Source organism: Paraburkholderia sp. Ac-20340 (assembly GCF_017104965.1).
Classification (GTDB): Bacteria; Pseudomonadota; Gammaproteobacteria; order Burkholderiales; family Burkholderiaceae; genus Paraburkholderia.
In genome coordinates this window covers 168,013-193,595 of the sequence record NZ_JAAGPR010000006.1, presented here as the reverse complement: position 1 = coordinate 193,595, position 25,583 = coordinate 168,013, and the positions used below count along the sequence as shown (strand labels likewise).

The 25,583-nt window shown below is 59.9% G+C and carries 25 protein-coding genes; 12 read left to right on the top strand and 13 right to left on the bottom strand.

Translation table 11 applies throughout. The annotated features are described in order from the left end of the window. Positions 1-3: 3 nt before the first annotated feature. Both G3N59_RS10000 and G3N59_RS09995 read right to left on the bottom strand, forming a co-directional pair. Positions 4-1,248 carry an FAD-binding oxidoreductase gene (locus G3N59_RS10000; RefSeq protein WP_205982423.1) on the bottom strand — a complete coding sequence of 415 codons (1,245 nt, stop codon included), beginning with the start codon at positions 1,246-1,248 and terminating at the stop codon, positions 4-6. Positions 1,249-1,279: 31 nt separating this feature from the next. Next, positions 1,280-2,014: an ABC transporter substrate-binding protein gene (locus tag G3N59_RS09995; RefSeq protein ID WP_205982661.1), complete on the bottom strand. Its 735-nt coding sequence runs from the start codon at positions 2,012-2,014 to the stop codon at positions 1,280-1,282. A 293-nt stretch (positions 2,015-2,307) separates the two neighbouring features. Between G3N59_RS09995 and G3N59_RS09990 the strand changes: the two genes are divergently transcribed. From G3N59_RS09990 to G3N59_RS09980, 3 genes are all read left to right on the top strand, one after another. Then, positions 2,308-3,291, top strand: a complete 984-nt coding sequence (locus tag G3N59_RS09990; RefSeq protein ID WP_205982422.1) for an ornithine cyclodeaminase family protein — start codon at positions 2,308-2,310, stop codon at positions 3,289-3,291. Between the two features lie 66 nt (positions 3,292-3,357). Then, positions 3,358-4,023: a PAS domain-containing protein gene (locus G3N59_RS09985; protein WP_205982421.1), complete on the top strand. Its 666-nt coding sequence runs from the start codon at positions 3,358-3,360 to the stop codon at positions 4,021-4,023. Between the two features lie 103 nt (positions 4,024-4,126). Continuing rightward, positions 4,127-5,041, top strand: coding sequence for a glutaminase (locus G3N59_RS09980; protein ID WP_205982660.1), 915 nt, complete (start codon positions 4,127-4,129; stop codon positions 5,039-5,041). Between the two features lie 138 nt (positions 5,042-5,179). Here the strand turns inward: G3N59_RS09980 and G3N59_RS09975 are convergent, their stop codons facing one another. From G3N59_RS09975 to G3N59_RS09965, 3 genes are all read right to left on the bottom strand, one after another. Continuing rightward, a complete protein-coding gene (locus tag G3N59_RS09975; protein WP_205982420.1) occupies positions 5,180-5,821 on the bottom strand; it encodes a hypothetical protein in 642 nt (213 codons plus the stop codon). A gap of 39 nt (positions 5,822-5,860) precedes the next feature. After that, on the bottom strand, positions 5,861-6,904 hold the full coding sequence (locus tag G3N59_RS09970; protein WP_205982419.1) for a porin: 1,044 nt from the start codon (positions 6,902-6,904) through the stop codon (positions 5,861-5,863). A gap of 369 nt (positions 6,905-7,273) precedes the next feature. After that, on the bottom strand, positions 7,274-8,194 hold the full coding sequence (locus tag G3N59_RS09965; RefSeq protein ID WP_205982418.1) for a LysR family transcriptional regulator: 921 nt from the start codon (positions 8,192-8,194) through the stop codon (positions 7,274-7,276). Positions 8,195-8,308: 114 nt separating this feature from the next. Here G3N59_RS09965 and G3N59_RS09960 point away from each other — a divergent pair, with 114 nt between their 5' ends. Both G3N59_RS09960 and G3N59_RS09955 read left to right on the top strand, forming a co-directional pair. Further along, positions 8,309-9,391, top strand: coding sequence for a tartrate dehydrogenase (locus tag G3N59_RS09960; RefSeq protein WP_205982417.1), 1,083 nt, complete (start codon positions 8,309-8,311; stop codon positions 9,389-9,391). A 280-nt stretch (positions 9,392-9,671) separates the two neighbouring features. Further along, positions 9,672-10,991, top strand: a complete 1,320-nt coding sequence (locus G3N59_RS09955) for an MFS transporter (RefSeq protein WP_205982416.1) — start codon at positions 9,672-9,674, stop codon at positions 10,989-10,991. Between the two features lie 91 nt (positions 10,992-11,082). On the opposite strand, the gene G3N59_RS09950 is transcribed toward G3N59_RS09955, so the two are convergent. Next, positions 11,083-11,724: a hypothetical protein gene (locus tag G3N59_RS09950; protein ID WP_205982415.1), complete on the bottom strand. Its 642-nt coding sequence runs from the start codon at positions 11,722-11,724 to the stop codon at positions 11,083-11,085. Continuing rightward, positions 11,721-12,104: a PadR family transcriptional regulator gene (locus G3N59_RS09945; RefSeq protein WP_205982414.1), complete on the bottom strand. Its 384-nt coding sequence runs from the start codon at positions 12,102-12,104 to the stop codon at positions 11,721-11,723. Before G3N59_RS09945 ends, G3N59_RS09950 begins: the two co-directional genes overlap by 4 nt. A gap of 61 nt (positions 12,105-12,165) precedes the next feature. Here G3N59_RS09945 and G3N59_RS09940 point away from each other — a divergent pair, with 61 nt between their 5' ends. From G3N59_RS09940 to ttdB, 5 genes are all read left to right on the top strand, one after another. Beyond that, on the top strand, positions 12,166-13,485 hold the full coding sequence (locus G3N59_RS09940) for a cytochrome c (protein ID WP_241023326.1): 1,320 nt from the start codon (positions 12,166-12,168) through the stop codon (positions 13,483-13,485). 5 nt (positions 13,486-13,490) lie between these two features. Beyond that, entirely contained in the window at positions 13,491-13,955 is a 465-nt protein-coding gene (locus G3N59_RS09935) for a (2Fe-2S)-binding protein (RefSeq protein WP_241023358.1), read from the top strand. Then, positions 13,956-16,250: a molybdopterin cofactor-binding domain-containing protein gene (locus G3N59_RS09930; RefSeq protein ID WP_205982411.1), complete on the top strand. Its 2,295-nt coding sequence runs from the start codon at positions 13,956-13,958 to the stop codon at positions 16,248-16,250. A 239-nt stretch (positions 16,251-16,489) separates the two neighbouring features. Then, complete coding sequence (ttdA, locus tag G3N59_RS09925) at positions 16,490-17,389, top strand: L(+)-tartrate dehydratase subunit alpha (RefSeq protein ID WP_205982410.1); 900 nt, start codon at positions 16,490-16,492, stop codon at positions 17,387-17,389. Continuing rightward, complete coding sequence (ttdB, locus tag G3N59_RS09920) at positions 17,386-17,994, top strand: L(+)-tartrate dehydratase subunit beta (protein ID WP_205982409.1); 609 nt, start codon at positions 17,386-17,388, stop codon at positions 17,992-17,994. The genes ttdA and ttdB overlap by 4 nt, the downstream gene beginning before the upstream one ends. Before the next feature lie 115 nt (positions 17,995-18,109). Here the strand turns inward: ttdB and G3N59_RS09915 are convergent, their stop codons facing one another. Then, positions 18,110-18,388: a putative quinol monooxygenase gene (locus tag G3N59_RS09915; protein ID WP_205982408.1), complete on the bottom strand. Its 279-nt coding sequence runs from the start codon at positions 18,386-18,388 to the stop codon at positions 18,110-18,112. A 108-nt stretch (positions 18,389-18,496) separates the two neighbouring features. Further along, positions 18,497-19,246: an SDR family NAD(P)-dependent oxidoreductase gene (locus G3N59_RS09910; protein WP_205982407.1), complete on the bottom strand. Its 750-nt coding sequence runs from the start codon at positions 19,244-19,246 to the stop codon at positions 18,497-18,499. Positions 19,247-19,542: 296 nt separating this feature from the next. Between G3N59_RS09910 and G3N59_RS09905 the strand changes: the two genes are divergently transcribed. Then, positions 19,543-20,205, top strand: a complete 663-nt coding sequence (locus tag G3N59_RS09905) for a heme-binding protein (protein WP_241023324.1) — start codon at positions 19,543-19,545, stop codon at positions 20,203-20,205. Positions 20,206-20,308: 103 nt separating this feature from the next. Here G3N59_RS09905 and G3N59_RS09900 read toward each other — a convergent pair whose 3' ends face one another. The 4 genes from G3N59_RS09900 to G3N59_RS36940 form a co-directional block, all read right to left on the bottom strand. After that, positions 20,309-21,595, bottom strand: a complete 1,287-nt coding sequence (locus G3N59_RS09900) for a cytochrome c (RefSeq protein WP_346777869.1) — start codon at positions 21,593-21,595, stop codon at positions 20,309-20,311. Positions 21,596-21,604: 9 nt separating this feature from the next. Further along, positions 21,605-23,371, bottom strand: coding sequence for a GMC family oxidoreductase (locus G3N59_RS09895; RefSeq protein ID WP_205982406.1), 1,767 nt, complete (start codon positions 23,369-23,371; stop codon positions 21,605-21,607). Positions 23,372-23,388: 17 nt separating this feature from the next. Further along, on the bottom strand, positions 23,389-24,126 hold the full coding sequence (locus G3N59_RS09890; protein ID WP_241023323.1) for a gluconate 2-dehydrogenase subunit 3 family protein: 738 nt from the start codon (positions 24,124-24,126) through the stop codon (positions 23,389-23,391). Positions 24,127-24,691: 565 nt separating this feature from the next. Continuing rightward, positions 24,692-24,916: a hypothetical protein gene (locus tag G3N59_RS36940; RefSeq protein WP_241023376.1), complete on the bottom strand. Its 225-nt coding sequence runs from the start codon at positions 24,914-24,916 to the stop codon at positions 24,692-24,694. On the opposite strand from G3N59_RS36940, the gene G3N59_RS09885 reads away from it, so the two are divergent. Then, the gene (locus G3N59_RS09885) at positions 24,878-25,561 is read left to right on the top strand and encodes a PadR family transcriptional regulator (protein ID WP_241023356.1); all 684 of its coding nucleotides are present in this window, start codon (positions 24,878-24,880) and stop codon (positions 25,559-25,561) included. The genes G3N59_RS36940 and G3N59_RS09885 overlap by 39 nt on opposite strands. Positions 25,562-25,583: the final 22 nt, after the last annotated feature.

The following is a 25,583-nucleotide window of genomic DNA, read 5'->3' as shown; positions in this document are numbered from 1 at the left end:
GCATCACGCGAAACGCAGCGGCGAGTACGGCCTGGGATCGGTGAACGGCGTCTCGCCCGTGATCATTTCGGCGACGAGGCGTCCCGTCACCGGGCCGAGCGTCAGGCCATGATGGTTGTGGCCGAAGGCGAACCACACGCCCTTGTGGCGCGGCGCGGGCCCCAGCACCGGACGCATATCCGGCGTGCACGGGCGCATGCCCATCCAGGGCGTTTCGTCCAGCCGCTCGCCTAGTCCGAACACCGGCCGCGCGGCGCGCTCGGCGGCATCGAGTTGCGCGTAGTTGGGCGGGCGCTCGCGCGTGGCCAGTTCCACGCCGGTCGTCAGGCGCAGGCCGCGGCGCATCGGCGCGACCACGTAACCGCCTTCGATATCCACCACCGGCCGCAGCAGCGGCGCACCCGCGGCGCTCGCGTAGTGCATGTGATAGCCGCGCTTGGCCATCAGCGGCACGCGGTAGCCGAGCGCCGCCGTCACCTGATCCGACCACGGCCCCATCGCCACGACGGCGAGTTCCGCGCCCAGCGGGCCGTCATCGGTCTGCACCTGCCAGCCGCTGCCTTGCGCGCGCAAGGTGCGCGCGTCGCCCTTCACGATGCGGCCGCCTTCGCGCACAAACAACGCCGCGTAGCCCTTCACCAGCGCGCCGGGATCGGCCACGCTCGCCGGGTCGATCCAGTGAATCGCGCCGGCGTAACCCGCGCTCAGCGACGCTTCGGCGGCACGCAACCCGGCCGCATCGAAGACTTCCGTACGCAGGCCGTGCTCCGCGGCCAGTTGCTGCGACGCTTCGCGCTCGCGTTCGAACTGCTCCGGCGAGCGATACGCCTCCAGCCAGCCGATCGGCCGCACGAGTTCGCCCAGATCCGTGCGCGCAATCAGCGCCTGATGCTCGGCGACGCAGCGCGAAATCAGCGGCAGCATGTCCTTCGCCGCGCCCGCCAGCCGTGCAGGCGCCGATTCGCGCCAGAAGGTCGTGAGCCAGCGCGCGTAGGCAGGCAGCGAGCGCACGTCGTAGCGCAGCATCGTCGAATCGTTGCGCGCGAGACGCAGCAGCGTGCGCCAGTCGCGCGGAAACCCATACGGCACCACCGACGACGCCTCGATCAGCCCGGCATTGCCGTGACTGGTTTCCTCGCCGGGCGCGCGCCGGTCCACGAGCGTGACGCGCAGGCCGCGCGCCTGCAGATGCAGCGCAACGCTCACGCCGACGATGCCCGCGCCGAGCACGATTGCATCCTTGCTCATGCCATTCCTCTGGAGTCCGTATGGATTGTCATCACTTCGCGACGATGTCGCGGCCGAAGTATTTCATCGAGAGCTTCGTGAGCGTGCCGTCCTGGCGCAGCGAATCGAGCGCCGCATCCACCTTGGCGCGCAGTGCCGCGTCGTTCTTGCGCATCCCGAAACCCGTGCCCTCGCCCAGCGTGGCGGGGTCCTTGAGCGGCGCGCCCGCGAAATCGAAGCCCTTGCCCTGCGGCTTCGAGAGAAAGCCGTCGGTGGCAGTCTGCACTTCCTGCACCGCGCCGTCCAGACGGCCCGCCGCGAGGTCCACGAAAATCTGGTCCTGGTTCTCGTAAGTGACGATCGACACGCCCTGCGGCGCCCAGTGCTTGCGCACGTAATCTTCCTGCGTCGAGCCCTGCAGCACGCCGATCTGCTTGCCCTTGAGGCTGGCTGCCACAGGCTGCAGGCCCGAGCCGCGCTTCGCGACCATCTGGATCGGCATGAAGTAGACCGCAGGCGTGAAGTCGATCTGCTGACGGCGCTTGTCCGTGATGTTCATCGCCGAATTGATGACGTCGAACTTGCGCGCCTCCAGCGCCGCAATCAGCCCGTCGAAGCTGTTTTCGACCCACACGCACTTGACCTGCATGCGCTGGCACACCGCATTGCCGATGTCGATATCGAAGCCCTGCAACTGGCCCGACGGCGCCTTGCTCTCGAACGGCGGATACGACGCCTCCACGCCGAAGCGCAAGGTGTCCTGCGCGTGCGCCACGCTCGCCGTCATGCCCGCAGTCAGCCCGCATGCCGCGCCCAGCAAAGCCACCAGTCCCGCGCGCCGCGCCTTGCGCGCATAGCGAATCGTCTTCGTGTTCATCGTCGTCACCATAGTCGTAATGAGATCGGGCGGGCCACGCACCGGCGATCGATGCGTCGCGGCCACAGGGCGAATATAGACGAAAATTAAAAATAAAGTCTAGAATGGACAAAAAAGTCTACGACAAACCCAGTCAGATCCACATTGATGCGCACCCGATTTCGAGCGGATGCAGCATCGAGATCCACCGAAGGAGTCACCGCATGACCGCAACGTCCCTCCCCGCCACGCCGTTCATCGTCGACGCCGCACAGGTGCGCGCCGCGCTGCCCTCACTCGACGTGCGCGGCGTGCTCGCGCGCATGTTCGGCTCGCTCGGCCGCGGCAACGCCGTGCAGCCCCCGCAGACGCTCGCGCTGTTTCCGCAACAGGCCGGCGACTACATCACCTATCTGGGCGTGCTCGCCGAAGCCGGCGTGTTCGGCGCAAAGCTCTCGCCGTACATCGCGGGCGCGAACGGCGCGAAGCCGGTCATCACGGCCTGGACCGCGCTGATGTCGACGACCACCGGCCAGCCGCTCATGTGGTGCGACGCCGCGCTGCTCACGACCGAACGCACCGCCGGCACCACGGCGCTGGCCGTCGACCAGCTCGCGCCGCGCGAGGCACGCCGGCTCGCCGTAATCGGCGCGGGCGACGTGGCGCTCGCGCACATCCGCCACGCGGCGCCGTTGCGCGCGTGGGAGCGCATCAGCGTCTGGTCGCCGAAGCTCGCCGCCGACGCCGCCCGCGCCGACACCGTGCGCGCCACCGACGCCCGCGTGCAGATCGGTGCATCGGCCGAAGACTGCGTGGCCGACGCCGATGTCGTCATGCTCTGCACTTCGTCGGGCAAGCCCGTGCTCGCGCTCGACACACTCACGAAACCCGCGCTCATCACCTCGATCAGCACGAACGTCGCGCAGGCGCACGAGATCGATCCGGCCGCGCTGCCCTCGCTCGACGTCTATTGCGATTACCGCCGCACCACGCCGCACAGCGCTGGCGAAATGACGATCGCGGCGCGCGAGCACGGCTGGTCGCCGGACGCGATCGCGGGCGATCTGGCCGATCTCGCCAACGACGCCTGCCCGCGCCCCGGCTACACGCGCCACGTGTTTTTCCGCTCGATCGGCCTCGGACTGGAAGACATCGCCGTGGCGTATGCGCTCTACACGCATCTGCGCGACCAGCAGAATGCGCAATAAGCAAAACGCCTGATAAGCAGTATCATCGACGTCCTCTTCGATGTGAGATTCCACGCGCCCCGCCCGATGCCGAAAACGAAACCCGCCAGCAGGAAAGCGACGCCCTCCGATTCGCGTACGCGCCTGCTCGAACGCTACGCGCACGTGGCGGACAGCATCACGACGCTGTTCTTCCCGTTCGCCGAAGTCGTGATCCACGATCTCGCCGATCAGACCGTGGCGTATCTGTCGAACAATCTGTCGAAGCGCGAGATCGGCGACGATTCCGCGCTGGAGGACGTCGAGGAAACCACCCGCAGCAAGCTGCTCGGCCCCTACGAAAAAGTGAACTGGGACGGGCGGCGCATGCGCTGCGTGAGTACGGCGCTATTCGACGACGAAGGCCGCGCGGCGGGCGTCATGTGCATCAATTTCAATATCGCCGCTTTCGACGATATGCAGGCCACGCTCGATTTGTTCCTGCGCGGCGCGGGCGTGATCGCGCAACCGGAAGAACTGTTCAAGGACGACTGGCAGGAGCGCATCAACACTTTCCTGCACGGCTGGCTGCGCGAGCGTCAGGTGGCGCTGAATTCGCTCACGCGCGAGCACCGGCGCGAGCTGGTCGAAGCGCTGCATGCCGAAGGCGCGTTCAAGGGCAAAAGCTCGGCGAATTACGTGGCGAAGGTGCTGGGCATGGGACGCGCGACGGTCTACAAGCATCTGCGCGAGATGAAGGACGACGCGGCGTAACCATCGCATCAGCGGCTGCGCTGCCATCGCGCGGCCGCAGCAGAATCGCTACAATCGCCGGACTGTCACGCCGCCCTTGCCCGCGATGTCCACGAACTTGCCCATCGATTACACGCCCATCCTCGACGCGATTCATCGCGATCTGCAACCGCATCTTGGCGCGGGCCGCGTCGCCGATTACATTCCCGAACTTGCGAACGTGCGTGCCGATCATTTCGGCATGGCGATCGTGACCGTCGACGGTCAGGTCCATCGCACCGGCGACGCCGACGTGCGCTTCTCGATCCAGAGTATCTCCAAGCTGTTCGCCTGCACGCTGGCCTTCCAGATGCTCGGCGACGCGCTCTGGCAACGCGTGGGCCGCGAGCCGTCGGGCACGGCGTTCAACTCGCTCGTGCAACTCGAATTCGAAGGCGGCAAGCCGCGCAATCCGTTTATCAACGCGGGCGCGCTGGTGGTCACGGACGTGCTGTGCCGCCGCTTCGTGCAGGCGGAAACGGCGCTGGTGGATTTCGTGCGGCGGCTTTCGGGCGAACCGGGTATCGGCTACGACCTCAAGGTGGCGCAATCGGAACTCGCGCATGCCGAACGCAATCGCGCGATGGCGCATTTCATCGCGAGTTTCGGCAATCTGGAAATGGCCGCCGATGCGGTGATCGACGCGTATTGCCGTCAATGCGCGATCGAAATGAGTTGCGTGGAACTGGCGCGCGCCGCGCTGTTTCTCGCCAACGGCGGGGTTTCGCCCGCGAACGGCGAGCAGGTGCTCGACGCCAGTTCGGCCAAGCGGCTTTCTGCGCTGATGCTGACTTGCGGCACTTACGATGCGGCGGGCGATTTCGTGTATCGCGTGGGCTTGCCGGCGAAAAGCGGCGTGGGCGGCGGGATCGTTGCCGTGCTGCCGGGCGAGTTTGCGGTGTGCGTGTGGTCGCCGGGACTCGACGCGAATGGCAATTCGCAGGTGGGTTCGCTCGCGCTCGAACAACTGACGACGCGCACAGGCCGGTCGATTTTTTAAATGCGGGCGCGCGACGCGCTGCGCATTGTATTGGCAAAAAGAGCCTTGACCGTATGACCGGTCAAGGCCGCGAAGCGAGGCGGGACAGCCTCGCGAAACACACCAGGGTGGAGTGTGTGGAAAGTCAATCAGCCTTTATCAAAGCACACAGGCCTGATTGTCATAACTCTTGCCCGGCTTCTTTTTCAGGGTAATGATGACGCGCACATCGGGGACATCGCCCACCTGCCGCGCGGTATGCCCCACCGGATCGCCGGGTTTTTCAGCAAAAGCGCCCTGATCGGAATTGAATTGGACCTGCCCCGGTCCCTGTCGCAGCGTCGTGCCATCCGCCGTCTTGATCTCCCATTCGCCCGAAAGATCGATGACCCATTGCGGACCCGGCGCATGATGCCAGTCGCCATACCAGCCCACCGGTATCACCGAATAAACGACGCTCTGAATATCCTCCGGCGCAACGCCCATGTAATAAGGCGCGGCAGGCGGCGCAAAGCCGTGCAGTTTCAGCCCTTTCAGCACGCACCGGCTCACGTGCGTACGTCCATGGTTATCGGCCCATACGTTCTGGAAAGGAATCTGGTCATTGGCGATCAGTGCTGCGTCGCTGACGTTCGCGGGCGCGAGATCGGTGGAAAGCGTGATCGGCGCCGCGTGAGCAGACTTATTGGCTTGCGCAGACGAAGCCGTTTTCGCATCCACGATTTGCGTGATTGCATCTGGCGTTTGTGCCATTGCGACAGCCGAATTCAGCAACACCAGGGCACACGCGGCCCGGATCAACGAAGTACTCATCAGTTTTCTCCGCACTATCGCGAATGTTTAAAACGAGTGATTGATGCCGATCTGAACGCCGGTCTGACTCATGCCGTAAGGCTGGGTCGAATCGAGCGCATTGAGGCTCACGGTATTCGCACCATGGTTATCGAGGTAACCCGCGAATCCATACAGGAAAGTGCGCGGCGACAGGTTGTACTGCCCGCCGATAACAACCCATGTGGGTTCGCCACGGCCATGGAACATGTCGTGATGAATCGCTTCGCCGAGTACGGTGACCTTGGGCGTAAGCGTGTAGGTCATGCCGGCCCAATAGAGATTGCCAGCGGGACTCAGGCCCAGATCGCCGGAGATATTCGCGTAGCCGCCCATCAGAGAGAGACGGTCGAAACGATATTTCGCTGCTAACGTTGCGCGTCGCTCGACGCGATTTGCCTCGGAAATGCCAGTGGTAGTATCGAGTTCGCCGCGCGTGTCCTCATAGATGGCGCGCATGGAGAGCGAGCCTCGATCGTAGGCAAGCGACGCGCCCATATAGCGTCCCGCACGCGAATCGCCCGCGATCTGCTGACCGAATGAATATTCCGCACTCGCGCTAAAGCCCGCAATGACGGGCGAACGATATTTAATGGCGTTGCTGGGCCAGTCCGATTGCGCAGGAAAGAGATTGGTGGAAAGCAGCGAGTACTGCGCCATGCTCGTGGCGTCGAAATCCAGCAACGCCTGGAACATCAGATTCCACTGGCGACCGAGTTCGACCGAACCCCAAGTGGGATCTTCGAGACCCACGAAAGCATAGCGATTGAACAGCGAGCTTGAATCGGCCTGTTGGCCCGTATTCACGACATAGCCGCTCTCAAGGTCGAAATACGCCTTGCGACCGCTTCCCAGATCTTCCTGACCTTTGATGCCGAAGAGCGACGGAATCGCATTGCCGGACTGCAGCCCCACTTCGGCGTGACCGCTGCTGCTGGAATGGGTGAGATACTGCAAACCTTCATCGACCGTGCCGTAAAGCGTGACGGACGACTGTGCGTGCGCGGCCACCGACCCGGCCCCGCACAACAGCGAGACAAGCCACTTCTTCATATGAAAACGCCTTCAACTGTATACCTCCCTCCTCGCCTTTTTTATTCGCATTCCAAACAGATCGTAAGGAAAGCGATATCGGCGATGATGCTCTTTGGGAAAATGCTTGAGCGCGGCGGATTCTATACAGCGAAGGACGTTATGTTTTACGGAGAGGGAAAAGCCACTTTTCCCTCCATTCACAAATGAAACTTCTTTTATATTTTTTCAGTTATCGCCAGCCGGATCGCACAGAAAAACAAGATCGATCCCGATCAAAACATAAACAAAATTTAGAATTGAGAACCGATATGAGGAAAATTTCATGTCGATAACGAGCCACGTGCGTTGCATGCATCAGACAGTCAGCGCGCGTGGCTCGTCACGGCTTCAAGTTCCTCCGGCTTTTTCCAGTTCGCTACTCAGAAAATCGACGAACGCGCGCACGCGCGTAGAAAGCTGGTGGCGCTGGGCATAGACGGCGTAGATATCCGCGCCCGGCGTGCGGTATTCGGGCAGGACGATCACGAGCCGTCCATCTGCGATGTAATCCTTCACATCCCACTCTGCACGCATCAGGATGCCGTGACCGTCGAGCGCCCATTTCACGGCGATCTCGCCGTCGTTGGTCGTCAGATTGCCGTTCACACGCAAGGCTTCGCTTTTTGCGTTCGCGCCGCGCTCGCTGGTCAGCCGCCACACGCCATAGGCTTCGTCGCCCTGCCTGATCCCGATGCAATTGTGGCGAGTGAGTTCGTGCGGTGTGACTGGCGTGCCGTGCGCGGCCAGATACGCGGGCGATGCGCACAGCACGCGCCGGTTCGCCGCCAGTCTTCTCGCCACGACGCGCAGATCGGGGGGCTCGCCAAAGCGGATGCAGACGTCGAAGCTGTCGTCCGAAAGCGGCGGCGGCGTCACGGAAAGCTGGAGTTGCACGGAAACTTGCGGGTAGCACTTGAGAAAGCGCGAAATCGCCGGGCCGATGTGACTGCGGCCGAAACCCAGCGTCGCGTTGACCCGCAATAGCCCTTTGGGCGTCGATCTGGAACTGGTTAATACCTCACTCAGTTCGTCTATCTGATCGAGGATGCGCCGCGCACGCTCCAGATAGACCTCGCCCTCGGGCGTCAGCAGCATGCGGCGCGTGGTTCGATTGACCAGCGTGACGCCGGCGCGCTGCTCCATCAGCGTGAGCCGCTTGCTGACGGCGGCCGGTGTGAGACCGAGTTCGCGCGCCGCCGAACTCAAACTGCCGCAGGCGGCCAGCGTAGAAAAAAAGCCAAGATCGGCTGGAGAAATAACGTCTGTCACGGGTCCAGTTCTTTGAATTGGAGTTAAAGGTGCTTTAAGTTTCGCCCCGGTTTCAACACTCAAGGTTGGGTAAAGTATGGGCCATTAGCCTGCCATTACCAAGGACACGGAGACATGAAAACGTATCGCATTGCAACAATTCCCGGCGACGGAATCGGCAAGGAAGTGGTTCCGGCAGGCAAACAGGTACTCGAAACGCTCGCGAAACACAGTGAGTCTTTCGCCTTCGAGTTCGACGATTTCGACTGGGGCGCCGACTACTATCGCGAGCACGGCGCGATGATGCCCGCCGATGGGCTCGACCAGATTCGCGACAAGGACGCCATTCTGTTCGGCTCGGCCGGCGACCCCGATGTGCCCGATCACATTACGCTGTGGGGCCTGCGCCTGAAGATCTGCCAGGGCTTCGACCAGTACGCCAATGTACGCCCGACGCGCATCCTGCCCGGTATCGACGCGCCGCTCAAACGCTGCCAACCCGAAGACCTGAACTGGGTCATCGTGCGCGAAAACTCCGAAGGCGAATACTCGGGCGTGGGCGGCCGTGTTCACCAGGGCCATCCGATCGAAGCCGCCACCGATGTCTCGATCCTCACGCGTGCAGGCGTCGAGCGCATCCTGCGCTTCGCGTTTCGTCTCGCGCAGTCGCGTCCGCGCAAACTGCTTACGGTCATCACCAAGAGCAACGCGCAGCGTCACGCCATGGTGATGTGGGACGAAATTGCCCATCAGATTGCAGCGGAATTTCCCGATGTCACGTGGGACAAGGAACTTGTCGATGCCGCAACGGCGCGCATGGTCAACCGCCCGGCATCGCTCGACACGATCGTGGCAACCAACCTGCACGCCGACATTCTGAGCGACCTTGCGGCCGCTCTTGCGGGCAGCCTGGGTATCGCGCCGACCGGCAACATCGACCCCGAACACCGCTACCCGTCCATGTTCGAGCCGATCCATGGTTCCGCGTTCGACATCATGGGCAAAGGTCTGGCGAATCCCGTCGGCACGTTCTGGTCGGTTGTCATGCTGCTCGAACATCTGGGCGAGCACGCGGCCGCCCAACAAGTCATGGAAGCGATCGAAGCCGTGACGGCGAACACCGAATTGCACACCGGCGATCTTGGCGGCACGGCCACGACCCGGCAAGTTACCGAAGCGGTCTGCGCGCTGATCGAGCATGCAACCGTAAAAGCCTGAGCCGGGCAACCGGTCGATCCTGCCAGCCCCAGCCAGAGCTAACAGAATCACCCGATCGAAGGAGGCCGCACTGTGCCTCCCGATCGAACGAATATAAGCATTCCTCACATTTTCAGAAAGAACGGTCATATACGTATGAAAACACACTGTCGCCGCTCCGGCGGTGTGCACAGGCGCGTTGCTTAACGCCAGGACTTTATTCACGCAGGGTGTGTTTTCAAATCTGCGCCAACAGAGAGTTCGACAACGAACCACGGCGCGCAATTCTTTGGAGGAGACTATGATTTCCGATCAAGACCTCGAGCAACGAGTATCCAGGAAACTCATGTGGCGAATCATTCCGTTCGTCATGCTGTTGTATTTCGTGAGCTTTCTTGATCGCGTGAATGTCGGCTTTGCCGCAATCACGATGAACAAGGATATCGGCCTTTCCCCGACCGCCTTCGGGTTGGGTGGCGGCCTCTTCTTTATCGGCTACTTCCTCTGCGAAGTGCCGTCAAACCTGATCCTGCATAAAGTGGGCGCGCGGATCTGGATCGCCCGGGTCATGATTACGTGGGGCATTGTTTCGGGTATTTCGGCTTTCGTCGTGGGCCCGAAAAGCTTCTATTTGCTGCGCTTTCTGCTTGGCGTCGCCGAGGCGGGCTTTTTCCCGGGCATCATTCTCTATTTGAGCCAGTGGTTCCCGACGCGCCAGCGTGCAGTGGCCGCAGCATGGTTCATGGCTGCCGCGCCGATCTCCACCGCAATTGGCTCGCCTCTTTCCGGTGCGATTATGCAATTGCCCTCGGTATTCGGACTCGCCGACTGGCAAATGCTCTATATCATCGAAGCCGTTCCCGCTGCCGTACTGGGATTCGTGGTGCTTCGCCATCTGACTGACAACCCGTCAAAAGCCACGTGGCTTCTCGCGGAAGAACGCGACTGGCTGATTGCCAAGCTGCGGGAAGAATCGCTTGCACGTGTTTCTCATGGCGGCCATACCAGTGGAGCGCTCAGCGCGCTGAAAGATCCGCGCGTGCTTGCGCTCTCATTGATTTACTTTGGCACGTCCGCCGGACTTTATACGCTGGGCTTGTGGGCGCCGTTGATCATCCGCGAGTTTGGATTCACGTCGTTCCAGACGGGCCTGCTGAACGGTATTCCGAGTCTGGTCGCGGTTCTCGCCATGATTCTCTGGGCGAAGCATTCCGATCGCACCGGCGAGCGTACCTGGCACGTCATCATTCCCTGCACGCTTGCATGTGTCGGCTTTATCTTCGCGGGTCAGGCAACTAGCGCGCTTTTGATTATCAGCGCACTGGTCGTTGTGAACATCGGCATTAGCGCTGCGAAAGCGCCGCTGTGGGCCATGCCGAGTGTGTTCCTGTCCGGCGCCGGCGCAGCAGCAGGTATTGCAATGATTAATTCGCTCGGCAATCTGGGCGGCTTCGTCGGCCCGGCCGTTATCGGCTGGCTCAAGAATGAAACCGGCAGCTATGCCGCTGGCCTCTATGTCGTCGCGGCAACGCTTGCTGTCTCGTCGATTGTCACGCTCGTTCTCAGCCGACAAAAGACGAACTCCGGGACAGGCACCCCACGCGTGAGCCACGATCACTGACAGGTCAATCAGGGAGTCTTTAAAACGTGGAGCGTGCTGCAACGGGAAGCACCCTTTGCAGCACGCTCATTGTCGAACACAGTGAAAAGAATCAGGAAACGCTACGCCAAAGCGCGCACATGCGGGCCGTTTGTTTGCGATGCAATGCCCAGCGCGAGAGCAACGCAAGCGCAATGGCCAGATCGAGCGCGATGCAGATCGACGACTGGCAATGCTCGACTTTCCACACAGCACTCGCGACAAGCGCCGCACCGAGCAGCAGCACCGCGGACGTGGACGCCAGCATCGGCATGCACAGCTTCGGCCAGCTTTGCGCGCGCGGATGCACTTCACGCCTCACTCGCAACACGGCAGGCAAAACGGCAAGCGCGCATCCACCGGCAAGACTGAAACCCGCCCAGGAAAGCGGGCCCACAACCAGACCGAGCATGTATGACGCGGCGCCTAGCGCGAATACCCAGGCGAGCAGCGCAAGCAGCTTTCGGAATACATACGTCGAAGCGAATTGGGCCGCCAGAACGCGCGGGTGACCGAAGCGCTCGAACAAGGCGCGAAGCTCGCCTTGCGCCCTGCCCGCACGCGAAGGACTCGCACGTTGCGTCCTGGCCTGTTCATCGACGCTCTCGTACAGATGATCGGCAACTTCATCGCAAACATCGCGCGCATATTGACGATCGAATTGCAACGCTTCGCCGATCTCGAACAGATAGGCCTCTACCGCCGGATGCTTCATGCTTTTTTGGGCACTTTGGCCGCGCGCAAAAACCGGTCGATTGCTTTCGAAAACTGCGCCCACCTCGCGGCCTTGCCGGCAAGCTCCGTCTTGCCCGCAGCCGTGATGCTGTAACTGCGCCGCTTTCGGCCCGACTCGCCAATTTCCCAATCGCTTTCGACAAAACCTTTTTGCTCGAGCGCATGCAATACCGGATAGATCGTGCCCTCGGGGAAATCGAACAGGCCGTCGCTTACCTCGCGCAGGTGCGCAATCAGCGCATAGCCGTGCATCGACTGTTTGTCGAGGGCCGCGAGGATAGTCAGGTCGATATGACTCGAGAGCGATTTGTCTGCTTTCACTGGTCCGGTCAACGATAGTGCGTGAACAATGGCATGCACTTTACCTTATCCAGCAAGGTAAAGGGGCTTGACGCGATGCCGATTGATACCTAGAGTTGCTATGCTTAATTTGAGTAAGCGACGACGCTTCGCCAAGGATCAGATAGCAATGCCGTTGAGAAAGATACTGTTCGCCATACTCGCCTTCATCGGCAGCCTGGGAATCGCCCATGCTGACAATTCCGCAAGCCCGCCATCCGCCGAGCAGTCTTTAATCGATCGAGGCCGCTATCTGGCACAGGCGTCCGATTGCGCAGCATGCCATTCCGTGAAGGGCGCAGCGCCTTTTTCGGGCGGACTGAAAATGAGTATGCCGATGGGCGCAATCTACTCGACCAATATCACGCCCGATCCGCAAAACGGCATCGGTCGTTACACGGAACAGGATTTCGCGCGGGCGCTGCGTGAAGGCGTGGCGAAGGATGGCCATAACCTGTATCCCGCGATGCCTTATACGTCGTATAGCAAGATTTCAGATGCGGACGTTAGCGCGCTCTATGCGTACTTCCTGCATGGCGTCCCGCCTTCGCATCGCGCGAATCTCGCGCCCACCATGCACTGGCCGCTCACGATGCGTTGGCCGATGAAAATCTGGAATGCGTTCTTTCTCGACGTTCAGCCATTTACACCGCGCAGCGACCGCAGCGTCGAATGGAATCGCGGCGCCTATCTGGTTCAGGGTGTTGGCCACTGCGGCGCGTGCCATACGCCGCGCGGCGCGGCTTTCCAGGAACTCGCTCTCGACCAGCACGGCGACGCCTTTCTCTCCGGCGCCGCGCTCGATGGCTGGTTTGCGTCCAATCTGACTTCGAATGCCACAACAGGCATCGGTGCGTGGAGCGCAAGCGATATCGCTTCGTTTCTGAAAACCGGTGCAAACATGCATGCCGCCGCATTCGGCCCGATGACGTCGGTAATCAATCACAGCACGCAATATCTATCCGATCAGGACCGTTATTCGATTGCCGTCTATCTGAAATCGCTCAAGCCAATGAGCACGACGGCTTCACACAACACGACAGGCTCAGTGGATGCTTCAACGATGGCGCACGGCGCGCAAATCTACGGCAACTTCTGCGTGGCCTGCCACCTCGCAAACGGTCGCGGTACGGCACCGTGGCTTGCGCCACTCGCTGGCAATCCGAACGTGCTGGAACAGGAGCCGCTTTCACTCATCAACGTCACGCTGAACGGCACCCCGCATATCGTTATCGACGGCCAGCCCGCACCCTATCCCATGCCCGCACATCGCGCGGCGCTGAGCAATTCCGATATCGCGGACGTACTCACTTACACGCGCAATAGCTGGGGCAATCATGCACCTGCGGTCTCCGCGCACGAAGTCGATATTTTGCGCAAGCAAACTGGAACACCTCAATGACGGCCATGATTTCCGATGACCTTGTCCTGCACGTCAACGGTCAGTCCGTTCGCGTGAAAGCCACTCCCGATACACCACTGCTTTATGTACTTCGCGATCAGTTGTCATTGAAAGGGCCGCGCTTCGGTTGCGGACTTGGCCAGTGTGGCGCGTGTTCCGTACTCGTCGACGGTCGCGCGCGGCGCTCGTGCGTCATGCCAGTCGGCTCTGTTTCGAATAGCCAGATCACGACGCTTGAAGGCATGGGCACGCCCGCTAATCCCGATCCGCTACAGACCGCCTTTATCGACGAACAGGCTGTGCAGTGCGGCTACTGCATCAACGGCATGCTGATTGCCGCGCGCTCGCTGCTGAACGCCAATCCGAATCCCGACGAAGCACAGATCAAAGAGGCACTGGCCTCCAATCTCTGCCGCTGTGGAACGCATATGCGTATCGTGCGCGCGATCCTTAAAGCGCGGGGCAAATGAATGACCTCCATCGAATCGCCCAGCTTTTCGCGCCGTCAGTTTCTGCGTCAAGGCGCAGCGCTCGTCATTGGATTTTCTTTCTCGCGTTTCGCCGCTGCGCAGAACGGCATTAGTAAAGCAGTCGAAATTGCAGGCGAAAGTGCAATGGCGCTCGCCCACGCAAAGACAATCGATCCCACTCGAATCGACGCTTTTCTCGTGCTGGAAAAGGACGGCGTGCTCACGCTCTACACGGGCAAAGTCAACCTTGGCACGGGCAATACCACCGCACTTGCGCAGATGGTGGTCGAAGAAATGGAGTTCCCGATCGAGCGTGTACGTGTCGTACAAGGCGATACCGCCATGACCGTGGATCAGGGCCCAACCAACGGCTCCATGTCGATCCAGGGCGCGGGAATCCAGTTGCGCCAGGCGGCTGCGACAGCCGCGTCGGCTATTCGCACGGCTGCCGCGCGTTTCTTCAGGATCGCTCCCGAAGACGTGCGCCTCGAAAATGGACGCGCCTTTAAAAGCGCGTCGGATACACGGGGCGTCGCGTTTTACGAGTTGCTCGCAAAGCAACCCGTCGAGCTGGATCTCGATCCGAAAGCGCCGCTCAAATCGCCGAGGCATTACAAGGTGGTGGGCCAACCCATCAAACGCGATGACGTGCGCGCGAAAGTGTTCGCGGAATTCTCTTTCATGCAGGATGTGCATGTGGACGGCATGGTGCATGCCCGCGTCATCCATCCCGATGCCTATGGCGCGCAGTTGCTCGATGTGGACGATCAATACGCAAAGCAGGTTCCAGGCTTTCTGCGCACCGTGCGTATCGGCAATCTGCTCGCTGCGATCGCGACTGACGAATGGTCAGCGATACGCAGCGCGCGCGCCCTGCGCGTCAGGTGGTCGACGTGGTCGGGCTTGCCGGAACAAGCGAGGCTTTTCGACGTCGTGCGTGCGTTGCCGGTTCACGACCGCGGCCAGTTACTCGAGCGCGGCGACGCCGAAACGGCAATACAACACGCCGATAAGGTTGTACGCGCAACGTATTGCTGGCCAATGCAGACGCATGGTTCGATCGGCCCTTCGTGCGCGATCGGCGACTGGCGCGCCGGCAAGCTGACGGTCTGGTCGGCGACGCAGGCCCCGCATATGACGCGCGACCAGATCGCGGCGATGATGAAACTCGACAAGGCCGATGTGCGCCTCATCTATGTCGAAGGCGCGGGCTGCTACGGACGCAACGGCCACGAAGATGCGACCGCCGAAGCCGCGCTGCTTTCGCGCGCGGTGGGCAAACCCGTGCGTGTGCAGTGGATGCGCGAGGATGAACACGGCTGGGACCCGAAAGGCGCGCCGGTGGTTTCCGATGTCGCGGGCGTGCTCGACGCGCAAGGACGCATCAAGGCGTGGCAGTACACAACATGGGTTCCCTATCGCGTCTCGGGCAACGCAGACGTACCGCTACTCGCCGCCGAACTCATGCGCTCGTCCACGATGGTGGACGAGCCGAACAACGCCGGCGGTATGGAATTCAATATCGTCGCGCCCTATGACGTGCCCGATATGAGCGTGGCCGTCAATCGAACCAAACGCACGCCGCTGCGTCCGTCGTGGTTGCGCGGACCGGGCCGCGTGCAGCACACGTATGCGAACGAGTCATTCATGGATGAGCTCGCCGTCGCGGCCAACGCCGATCCGATCGAATTCCGTCTGCGGCATTTCTCCGATCCGCGCGCCCAGGCGGTTCTGCATGCCGTCGAACAGCGTGCAGGCTGGCAACGCCGCCCCTTGTTTTCGCAGCGTCAAAGCGCCGATATCGTGCGCGGGCGCGGCATGGCCTGCGTGCGGTACGAACCCAATCACGCGTATGTGGCCGCGGTCGTCGACATCGAATTGAATCGCGCTACAGGCGTCATCCAGATCGGCAAGGTCACTGTCGCGCACGATTGTGGTCTCGTCGTGAATCCAGATGGCGTGCGCAATCAGGTCGAAGGCGAAGTCGTGCAGACCATCAGCCGCACGCTTTTCGAACAGGTGGACTTCTCCCGCTCGGCGGTCACGAGCGTGGACTGGCTGACTTACCGTCTGCTCAAGTTTCCAGAGTTGCCTTCACAGGTGGACGTGGTGTTACTCGACCGTCCCGATCAGCCACCCGTAGGCGCCGGCGAACCCACCTGCGCAGTGATTGCGCCCGCGATTGCGAGCGCCGTGTACGACGCCATTGGCAGGCGGCCCCGCACTATTCCTTTCGATCCGCCCTCCATTCTCGCGCTCATGGAAAGACCGAATCAAGCCCACCAGGATCAATGAATCAAAGTTAAAGATGGATTGAATTCCGACCCGGTTTTAAACACCCTGATTTGGGTAAAGTGCAGTTAGATCCAGTGCTAACGCATGGACGGAGACATGTAGGGCGGGCCCACGCGAAAGCTTATAAAAAAGGCTCGCCTTGCCTGGCCGATGCATCGAATCGGCCCTTGTTTGCCATGCCCCGCCGCGCGTCAGCGATCTGCTTCCCTATCCCCACAGTCACAGTATCAGGAGAAATCGTGGACAAGGAAACGAGTATCCAGTCCCTGACCGACACGATGGCCAAATTCACGGCCTATATCGGCAAGCGCTTGCCGAAAGACGTGAAGGCCAAGCTGTCCGAACTTCGCACGATGGAGACGAACCCGCTGGCGAAGTCGGTCTACGACTCCATGCACGGCAATCAGGAAGCCGCGGACAAACTCAATCGTCCGAGTTGCCAGGACACCGGCGTGATTCAGTATTTCGTCGAAGCCGGCGCGCATTTCCCGCTACTCGGCGAACTCGAGGAAATCCTGCGCGGCGCCACCGAAGGCGCGACGAAGCTCGGGCCGCTGCGTCATAACGCCGTCGAAACCTTCGACGAAAAGAACACCGGCACCAATACCGGCACGCAGATTCCCTGGCTCGACTGGCGCATCGTGCCCGAGAAAGATAGCTGCACGATCGATGTCTATATGGCGGGTGGCGGCTGCACGCTGCCGGGCGCGGCCAAGGTGCTGATGCCGGGCCAGGGCTACGAAGGCGTGGCCGAATTCGTCATGGATGTGATTACCGAACGCGGCGTCAACGCCTGCCCGCCGCTGCTCGTCGGCGTGGGTGTGTCCACTTCGGTCGAAACCGCTGCGCGCCTTTCCAAGCTCGCGATCCTGCGCCCGGTCGATTCGAAGAGCGACAATCCGCGCGCCGCGCTGATGGAAGAACTGCTCGAACAGGGTCTCAACGAAGTCGGCATCGGCCCGCAAGGTTTGACGGGCAACAACAGTGTGATGGGCGTGAATATCGAATCGTCGGCGCGTCATCCGTCCACGATCGGCGTGGCCATCAACACGGGTTGCTGGGCGCATCGCCGCGGCAAGATCCGCATCAACGCCGATCTGTCCTACGAAATTCTTTCCCACGAAGGGGTGGTGCTGTGAAGAAGGTCCTTACGACTCCCATCAAGTCAGAAGATCTCGAGGATCTCAAGGTTGGCGACGTTGTGTATCTCACGGGCCGGCTCGTCACGTGCCGCGACGTGGCGCACCGCCGCCTCATCGAACAAGGCCGCGAATTGCCCGTCAATCTCGAAGGCGGCGCGATTTTTCACGCTGGCCCGATCGTGCGCAAGAAGGACGACGGCAGCTTCGAAATGGTCTCCATCGGCCCGACGACCAGCATGCGCATGGAGAAGTTCGAGCGCGAATTCATCGAACAGACCGGCGTGAAACTGATTGTCGGCAAGGGCGGCATGGGTCCCGAGACGGCTGCGGGCTGCCAGGAGCACAAGGCCGTGCACGCTATTTTTCCCGGCGGTTGCGCGGTGCTCGCGGCCACGCTGGTCGAAGAAATCGAGGGCGCGGAGTGGCAGGATCTTGGCATGCCGGAAACGCTCTGGATCAATCGCGTGCGCGAATTCGGACCGTTGATCATCTCGATCGATACCAAAGGCAATAACCTGATCCAGCAGAACAAGACTGTGTTCAACGAGAAGAAGAAACCCATTCTCGATCGCATCAGCAAGGAACTCAGCTTTATCAAGTGAGTGACTTTTAAGGCATGTCCTGGGGTTTCGAGCGGGAAATCCCAGGGCTTTGCACTAGCGGCGCCGTGTGTTTATGCGGCGCCGCTTTTTGTTGTGTAGCGCGAACGGCTTGCTCTCAATGCCGCTCGAAGAAGCGAACCTTGCGTTCGCCATCCAGCAGCGCCGCAACGGCTGTTCTGAAGGTCTCGAAATGCGGCGTTTGCCTGTGCCAGTCGTACGCCGATCGATCCGAATAGACTTCGTGAAATACGACTAGATTCTCGTCCCCTTCAGTCAAAAGCACATCAAACGTGTGGCAGCCCGATTCATTGGCCATCGAATCGCGCGCATCGGCCCGCGCGGCTTCGAGAAAGGTTTCGCGCTTACCCGGGAGCAGCTTGAATTCGGCGATCACGACGTATTTTTTTGCGTTGCTCATGACAATGGTCCTTCAGGAAAAAATCTGACAATGAAGACACATCCTTGATCGACTCACGCGACAAGGATGTGGCCGATTCGAATCTCAGGCCTGGCGCTTCACCGCGAGCGGTCCCGGCGCCTGGCACGTGGGCATCATTTCGATCGCGTTGATATTCACGTGCTCAGGCAGCGAAAGCAGCCATCGCACGGTGTTGGCGAGATCATTCGCGGTGAGCGGTTCCGTACCTTCGTAGACCTTGCTCGCCTGCTCGCTATCGCCCTTGAAGCGCGTGGTAGAGAATTCCGTTCCGCCGCACAGCCCGGGTTCGATCGAGCAGACGCGCACGTTCTTGCCCACCAGATCGGAACGCAGATTCAGGCTGAATTGATGCACAAAGGCCTTCGTTGCGCCGTAGACGTTGCCGCCGGGATAGGGATATGTGCCGGCAGTCGACCCGAGATTGAGAATCCAGCCACGATTACGGGCGACCATGCCTGGCAGCACGGCATGCGAGCAATAGACAAGACCCTTGATATTGGTGTCGATCATCAGATCCCAATCATCGAGCGACGCTTTATCTGCCGTATCCAATCCGAGCGCGAGACCGGCATTGTTCACGAGCGCGTCGATGGGGCCGACTGCGTTGCCGATTTCGGCGAATACTCGCTCAACTGCACTGCGCTGCGTGACATCGAGCACGCGACCGACAAAGCGTGGGCCGAGCTCTGCAGCGATCTGAGCGAGCCGATCTGCACGGCGCCCCGTACCGATCACGGTATGTCCGTCCGAGACTAACGCCTTCGCGATCGCCAAACCAAATCCGGCAGTTGCGCCGGTCACCAGAATATTCATGGCTTACCTCTTAAGTTGAAAACAGGCGCTATCCACTCGCGCCCGGTTGGCGGTTTTTCCGGTTTCTTCGATGCCAGAAATTTTATATCCAAGCCGCCATTCATCTTTAATTACAGGTAAAAGCATGATTTACTTGCATTCATCAATCCTCCGATAACTTCAGATTCCGGACTGACGAATATTCGCCAACAAATTCACCAAACCCCTTTACACAGGCGCTTTCATCGAATTTCCGTTCACGAAACAACAACCACCATCACTCTATGGTGGAATAATATTTATCAACAAAAGGAACAATGAAATTAATTTCATATTCCATCAGCCCATTCAATTTTGATAGTATCTCGGCGCTCATCGCGCAAACGTTTATTTGCGCCCTCCTCTGCTTTGCAATCCCATGCATAGCCATTGAATTTTCAGCAAGGTCTGCTTTCAGGCCGAAATCACTTCCGAGGTACCCTATGCTCTCTCTTCTTCGCACTGTCGTGCTCATTGGCGCTTCTGCTGCTTCCTATAGCGCATTTGCCGCATCGACGACGGCCATTGAATTGCCCACCACGCACGTGCTGACACTTGCGGCCGCGCACGTCATCGCCGACGAAGCAACGAGCGATGCCACCCTGCGTGGCACGCCGGGCGTAGTAGCGGTCGTCGATGCAGGCGGCCATTTGATTCTGCTCGAACGCATGGACGGCGTAGGCGCGGCGTCGTCGGACATCGCAGCAGCTAAGGCACGTACGGCGGCGCTCTTCAAAGCCCCCACCAAAAAGCTGGAAAGTGCGATCAATGGCGGGCGGCCCGCAGCCATTACAGCAGGATTGACGATGATGAACGGCGGCGAGCCGATCGTCGTGGACGGTCAAGTGATTGGCGCAGTCGGTGTCAGCACCGCAACGCCGCCTAACGATGCGCCGATTGCAGAACGTGCGAGCCAGGCGCTCGCTGGTTTTGCGCCTTGAAGAAACACGTGAGCTAAAAGCAAAACGGGACGGGCATCGACATGCCGGTCCCGTTTCCTGTTCATTTCCCCTTCAGTAAGCCTGAGCAAGGCAATAGGTGTGCTTATCCCTTCGATGCCCCGGCCAGACTCTTTCTGACTTTTGACACAGCGCCGGTCGAAACCGCATCGGCATTATTGCCCCATCCGCTGCGGAGGAATGTCGCCAGATGTGCGATTTCCTCGTCATTGAGGCGGCCCTCGAAACCCGGCATCGCCAGCACCGAAGGCGCTTTCTGCGTCGACGGAGTCTGGGCACCCTTCAGAATCACGCTGATCAACGCTGTTGGATTCTTCGATTGCACAACTTCCGAGCCATTGAGACTTGGGAAAATGCCCGCTGCACCTTTGCCATTCGTTGCGTGGCAAGCTTCGCAATTGTTCAGATAAACCATCTGCCCTGCGCTCAGGTTTTGTCCCTGAACCAGCTGCTGCACCGTTTTCTGCGTCGCTGCATCGCTATTCGAATGAGTTTGCGCGACCTTTTTCTCTTCAGGCAAGGATTTCAAATAGACGGCAATCGACTGCAGATCTTCAGCGCTGAGATGCTGCGTGCTGTGATCGACAACACCCGTCATTTCTCCGCCAACGGACGCGAACCCATTGCGGCCGGTTTCAAGGTAGGCCGTGATATCGGCAACTGACCAACTGGGCATGCCACGCAGCGACGGCACGCCCCAGCCATTCAACTCGCCTCCCGAAAGGAAGGAACTCGAACTATCGTCAAGCGCCAGTTCCTGCATGCCGACTCCGCGCGGAGTGTGGCAGCTACTGCAATGTCCCAACGTTTGCACGAGATATCGCCCGCGATTGACTTCAAGCGATTCGGCCTTGTTCAACACAAAGGGTTTGTCGGAAGTAAACGCGAAATTCCATAGCGCCATACCCCAGCGCTGATTGAATGGAAACGCCAGCGCCGTGACCGGAGGCGTCTTCGCCACCGGCGCAACGCCCTTCATAAAATAGGCGTAGAGCGCCTGCACGTCGCTATCGGTAATCGCACGATAGTCCGGGTAGGGCATCGCGGGATAAAGATTCTTGCCGTCACGGCGAATTCCCAGACGGACGGCTTTCGCGAACTCGGGTTCCGTATAACGACCGATACCGTGCACCGGATCGGGCGTAATGTTCGTCGAATACATCACGCCCATCGGACTTTTGATACGAAGCCCGCCAGCAAACGGCTTCCCGCCACTGGCGGTGTGGCACGCAATGCAGTCGCCGGCACGTGCGAGATATTCCCCGCGCGCAATCATGGCCGTGTCCGCATCGACACCGGCCCATGCCTGCTGCGCAGCCCCCAGCATCAGCATCGCTGCGATCAAGACAAAACGAATCCTGCTTGTTTTCACATTCTTTCCTTAGACGCGAACCAGCGGCCCCGGATTTTTAAGGTATTGCTGCCGGATAGCCTGAGCCGACCAGTACGCCAGGGCGGCAACCATTGCAGTGGGATTGGCGTAAAAATTCTGAGGAAACGCACTTGCGCCCATTACGAATACATTGTGCGCATCCCAGCACTGCAAATAGCGGTTGAGCGCGGACGTTCGCGGATCGTCGCCCATGATCGCGCCGCCCGTGTTATGGGTATTCACATAGTTCGGCGAACTGGCGAAATGGCTGTCCATGTGCAGGATGTTGTTCGAATATTCGTCAGGGTTGAGATGCTTTGCGATCTCTTCCATCTTCCCTTTCATGAACTGCAACATCCGCAGATCGTTCTGCACGTAGTCGTATGTCACACGCAGCAAAGGCACGCCGAATCGATCCTTGTAGACCGGGTCCAGATCCAGATAATTGCCACGGGTCGCCATATTGCTGCCTTCGAGCTTGATGCTCATGGAATGGCCGTAGCTTTCCTTCAGGCCTTTCTTCCATCCGGCGCCCCAGCGCGGCGTGCCCTTCTTGATCGCCGCCGCCATGGGTGTGCCGGTGGGCTGCGAGCTATAGATTTTCGCGCCGCCAATGAATCCCAATGAGGCAGTGTCGATCACACCGGTTCCAAAATTGCTGATAACCGTACCGGTTGGGCCCGCCGTGGCGAATGAATTGAATTCCAGCTTTTCGAAGAACAGATTAAAGCCGCCGCCGTACTGGTGCGCGTAATTCCGGCCAATCACGCCCTCTTCGGTATTCGGATCGTAGGGTTTGCCGATCTTCGAATTCAGCAGCAGCCGAACATTGTTCAAGCCGAAGGTCGCCAGAATCACAATCTTTGCCGGCTGAAAGACTTCATTGCCGGCTTCGTCGATATAGGTCACGCCGGTTGCAGATTGGCCGTCGGCATGTTTATCGACTCTGATCACATTGGCCCGCGTTTTGTAGTCGAAGTTCGGGTTGAGCTTGAGTCGATCGAGGATCGCCGTCTGCGGCGATGCTTTCGAATAGTTCACGCAACCGTAGAACTGGCAGAAACCGCAGTAATTGCACGGTGCGATCTGCTGGCCATAAGGATTGGTATACGGTACAGAGACAGCCGCCGATGGAATGGAATAAGGGTGGTAGCCCATCTCTCTGGCAGCCTGGCGAAACATCGCGCTGTTCAGACTGTCTTCAAGCGCCTTGTTCGGAAATGGATTCGAGCGTGCACCTTCGAACGGATCACCCGTTTTCTGAATGACGCCTCTCAGGTTTCCCGTCTCGCCCGATGAACCGCAGACTTTGTCGAAGAAGTCCATATGCGGTTCGATCTCTTCCCACGTCAACGGAAAATCGCGAATGCGCAGATCGGCATCCAGTTTGCCTTTGAAGTGCGCATCCGCGTACGTCTTGAGCTTGAGATCGACAGGTGTTGGGCGCGTAATCATCCCGGTCCAGTGCAGGCCCGACCCGCCTACGCCATCGCCAAGACGAAATGCGCCCAGTTCACGCATCGGCAGCGCGGTGCCATTGAGATTGTGGCGCACCGTAAATGCCGCGTCGTGCGGACTCTGCATGATCTTGTGGCGCCGCGTGTAGGCCAGCTCGTCCGCGGGTTTCGGATAAGCGTAGTCGACATTCAATCGGTCTTCGCCCCGCTCCAGCGCCCGCACCTTCAAACCTGCCTGAGCCAGTTCGATACCCATGATCGCACCCGCCCAACCCAGACCGACTACCACTACATCTACCGGATCGTTTTTGATATTCATGCTCGATTGCGTCTTGTTCAGGCTTGCTCGCCGCTAAGCGAAACCGGCTTCAGTGGATATTTGACGTTATGCATCGTCACCCATTCGGTAAAGCTGGCGCGGGCACCAGGAAAGTCGATCATCAGCCACGACGCCATGCCCTTATTGCCGCCGTACATCGGATCGGCCAGATACCCTTCTTTGGCGTTGTCGAGTAGACGGAAGAAAAAGTAGCCAGCCGGAAGATCTTTTTCGCCGAAGGCGGAAAAGTCGATGTGGTTCTGGTCGAGATCGTGAAGAACCCGGTCCTGCAGATCTGCAGAGAGTTCGTGAAAGTTCGCGTGGAACTGTTTTTGTGTGTATTGATTCGTCAAATCAATACCCTTCTGATACAGCACCTGAAGCGGGAACGGCATCTGATACCCGAACAGATAACTGGCCTTGCTATCGAATGGCCCGCTCATGTACCAGTCGTCGCCTTTTCCGTAGGGCGTGATCATCTGGCGATCGATAAATACCGGCACATTCGTTTCGAGCGCTCCCGGGCCTTCGTCGTCGGCGGGAATCAGACGGTCGCATGCTGCAAGAATGAATTGCCATTGCGTGTTATCGAAAAACACCGGCTGGTAGCTTGTCAGATCGACGGCCGGCGTCCGTTGCGGCGTCCATAGGCCTTTTGCACATTTCGTCGCCACCGCCGCAACACTCAATGATGCGATCGATGCGATCAGAAATGGTCTTCGTCCCATGCGGGGAGCGCTCATATCGTCTGCCATGGTGATAGCCGCCATAGGGTCGGCGGGATAAATGAAAACGGAAAGCGGGCCGTGAACGTCTATCGTCAAGGCCAGCCGGTGCGGTCTTCAGAAGGATCAATGCCGGGAAAGCATGCGGCGCCGGATGCCACACGGCGCGATGCGAAGGAATTGCGTTCTGCGAACTTGCGTGACTTATGCGAGCGGCATTCTATAGGCTTGAATGTCGTCAATCACGGCGTCAAAGTTGAATTACGATTAACTATTAGTTAAAGATAATCGTCATTCGCAAGAGTCAATCTCTGGATGCACGAGCTTCACAATTAGCAGGCGTGTCGCGATATCTGATCAGGGCAATTCACGCTTTTTATTCTGCAATCCATATCAATAGCGGTGATCGCAGGTCACGTTCCGGGTGACGGCGCGCGCGGTCTATTTGCTGCAAGTGGCGGATCTTGCCAACCATTGATCGCACCCTATCCAGATTGGGCGCAAGACCGTCGAACTCCCGCCCTTGTTCCGTCCCCACAAATTAACTTTGACAAACACTCTTAAGATATATATCTTAAGACACATCTTAAGACACTCAATGACAGGAGGCCTCATGCGCCACCATCATCATTTCGGCCATCATGCCCACCACGGCCATCGTGGCCACCACGATCGCGACGCACGCGACTTCTTCGCAGGCGCAGCCCGAGGCGAGCGCGGCGAGCCTACAGCGCGCGGCGAACGCACCGACCAGCACGATTTCGACCGCAAGCGCTTCGCCATGCGCCACCCGCATCACGCCCTTCATGCCTTGCGCCACGCCATGGGCCGCCGCGGCGGCCACGGTCCCGGCGACTTCGGCGATCGTTTCGGCGACGGCTTTGGCGGTTTCGGCGGCCCGGGCGGCTTTGGCGATGGCGACGGTTTCGGCCGTGGCCGCAAGTTCACCTCGGAAGACCTGCAACTGATGCTGCTCGCGCTGCTCGCGGAGCGGCCGAGCCACGGCTACGAGCTGATCAAGGCGCTCGATTCGCGCTCGAACGGCTTCTACAGCCCGAGCCCGGGCATGGTCTATCCGGCCCTCACGTATCTGGAAGAACTCGGCTACGTGAGCGTGACGCTCGAAGGCAATCGCAAGCGCTACGAGCTGTCCGACGAAGGCCGCACGTATCTGGCCGACAACCGCGAACGCGCCGACCTGATTCTCGCCAAGCTCACGCATTTCGGCCGCAAGATGGATCTGATGCGCCGCGCCTTCGCGGGCGAAGATCCGGCCGATGGCAGCAGCTGGGTCCGCGAGCTGATCGAGGCGCGCCGCGCGCTCAAGCGCGAGCTGCTACGCCGCACCGACGCGTCGCCCGAGGAACAACGCCGTATCGCGGCGATCCTCGTGCGCGCCACCCAGGAAATTGAAAAAGGCGGCGAAAACGTCAAGACGGAAGACGGCGCAAGTTCCGGCGCGTAAGCCCGCAACCCGCCCTCACGTC

What these genes read in the sequence shown, in the direction of transcription:
- G3N59_RS10000 (WP_205982423.1), bottom strand. Translation starts at nt 1,248, where the DNA reads ATGAGCAAGGATGCAATCGTGCTCGGCGCGGGCATCGTCGGCGTGAGC.
- G3N59_RS09995 (WP_205982661.1), bottom strand. Translation starts at nt 2,014, where the DNA reads ATGACGGCGAGCGTGGCGCACGCGCAGGACACCTTGCGCTTCGGCGTG.
- G3N59_RS09990 (WP_205982422.1), top strand. Translation starts at nt 2,308, where the DNA reads ATGACCGCAACGTCCCTCCCCGCCACGCCGTTCATCGTCGACGCCGCA.
- G3N59_RS09985 (WP_205982421.1), top strand. Translation starts at nt 3,358, where the DNA reads ATGCCGAAAACGAAACCCGCCAGCAGGAAAGCGACGCCCTCCGATTCG.
- G3N59_RS09970 (WP_205982419.1), bottom strand. Translation starts at nt 6,904, where the DNA reads ATGAAGAAGTGGCTTGTCTCGCTGTTGTGCGGGGCCGGGTCGGTGGCC.
- G3N59_RS09960 (WP_205982417.1), top strand. Translation starts at nt 8,309, where the DNA reads ATGAAAACGTATCGCATTGCAACAATTCCCGGCGACGGAATCGGCAAG.
- G3N59_RS09955 (WP_205982416.1), top strand. Translation starts at nt 9,672, where the DNA reads ATGATTTCCGATCAAGACCTCGAGCAACGAGTATCCAGGAAACTCATG.
- G3N59_RS09950 (WP_205982415.1), bottom strand. Translation starts at nt 11,724, where the DNA reads ATGAAGCATCCGGCGGTAGAGGCCTATCTGTTCGAGATCGGCGAAGCG.
- G3N59_RS09940 (WP_241023326.1), top strand. Translation starts at nt 12,166, where the DNA reads ATGCTTAATTTGAGTAAGCGACGACGCTTCGCCAAGGATCAGATAGCA.
- G3N59_RS09935 (WP_241023358.1), top strand. Translation starts at nt 13,491, where the DNA reads ATGATTTCCGATGACCTTGTCCTGCACGTCAACGGTCAGTCCGTTCGC.
- G3N59_RS09930 (WP_205982411.1), top strand. Translation starts at nt 13,956, where the DNA reads ATGACCTCCATCGAATCGCCCAGCTTTTCGCGCCGTCAGTTTCTGCGT.
- G3N59_RS09910 (WP_205982407.1), bottom strand. Translation starts at nt 19,246, where the DNA reads ATGAATATTCTGGTGACCGGCGCAACTGCCGGATTTGGTTTGGCGATC.
- G3N59_RS09905 (WP_241023324.1), top strand. Translation starts at nt 19,543, where the DNA reads ATGAAATTAATTTCATATTCCATCAGCCCATTCAATTTTGATAGTATC.
- G3N59_RS09895 (WP_205982406.1), bottom strand. Translation starts at nt 23,371, where the DNA reads ATGAATATCAAAAACGATCCGGTAGATGTAGTGGTAGTCGGTCTGGGT.
- G3N59_RS09890 (WP_241023323.1), bottom strand. Translation starts at nt 24,126, where the DNA reads ATGGCAGACGATATGAGCGCTCCCCGCATGGGACGAAGACCATTTCTG.
- G3N59_RS09885 (WP_241023356.1), top strand. Translation starts at nt 24,878, where the DNA reads ATGCGCCACCCGCATCACGCCCTTCATGCCTTGCGCCACGCCATGGGC.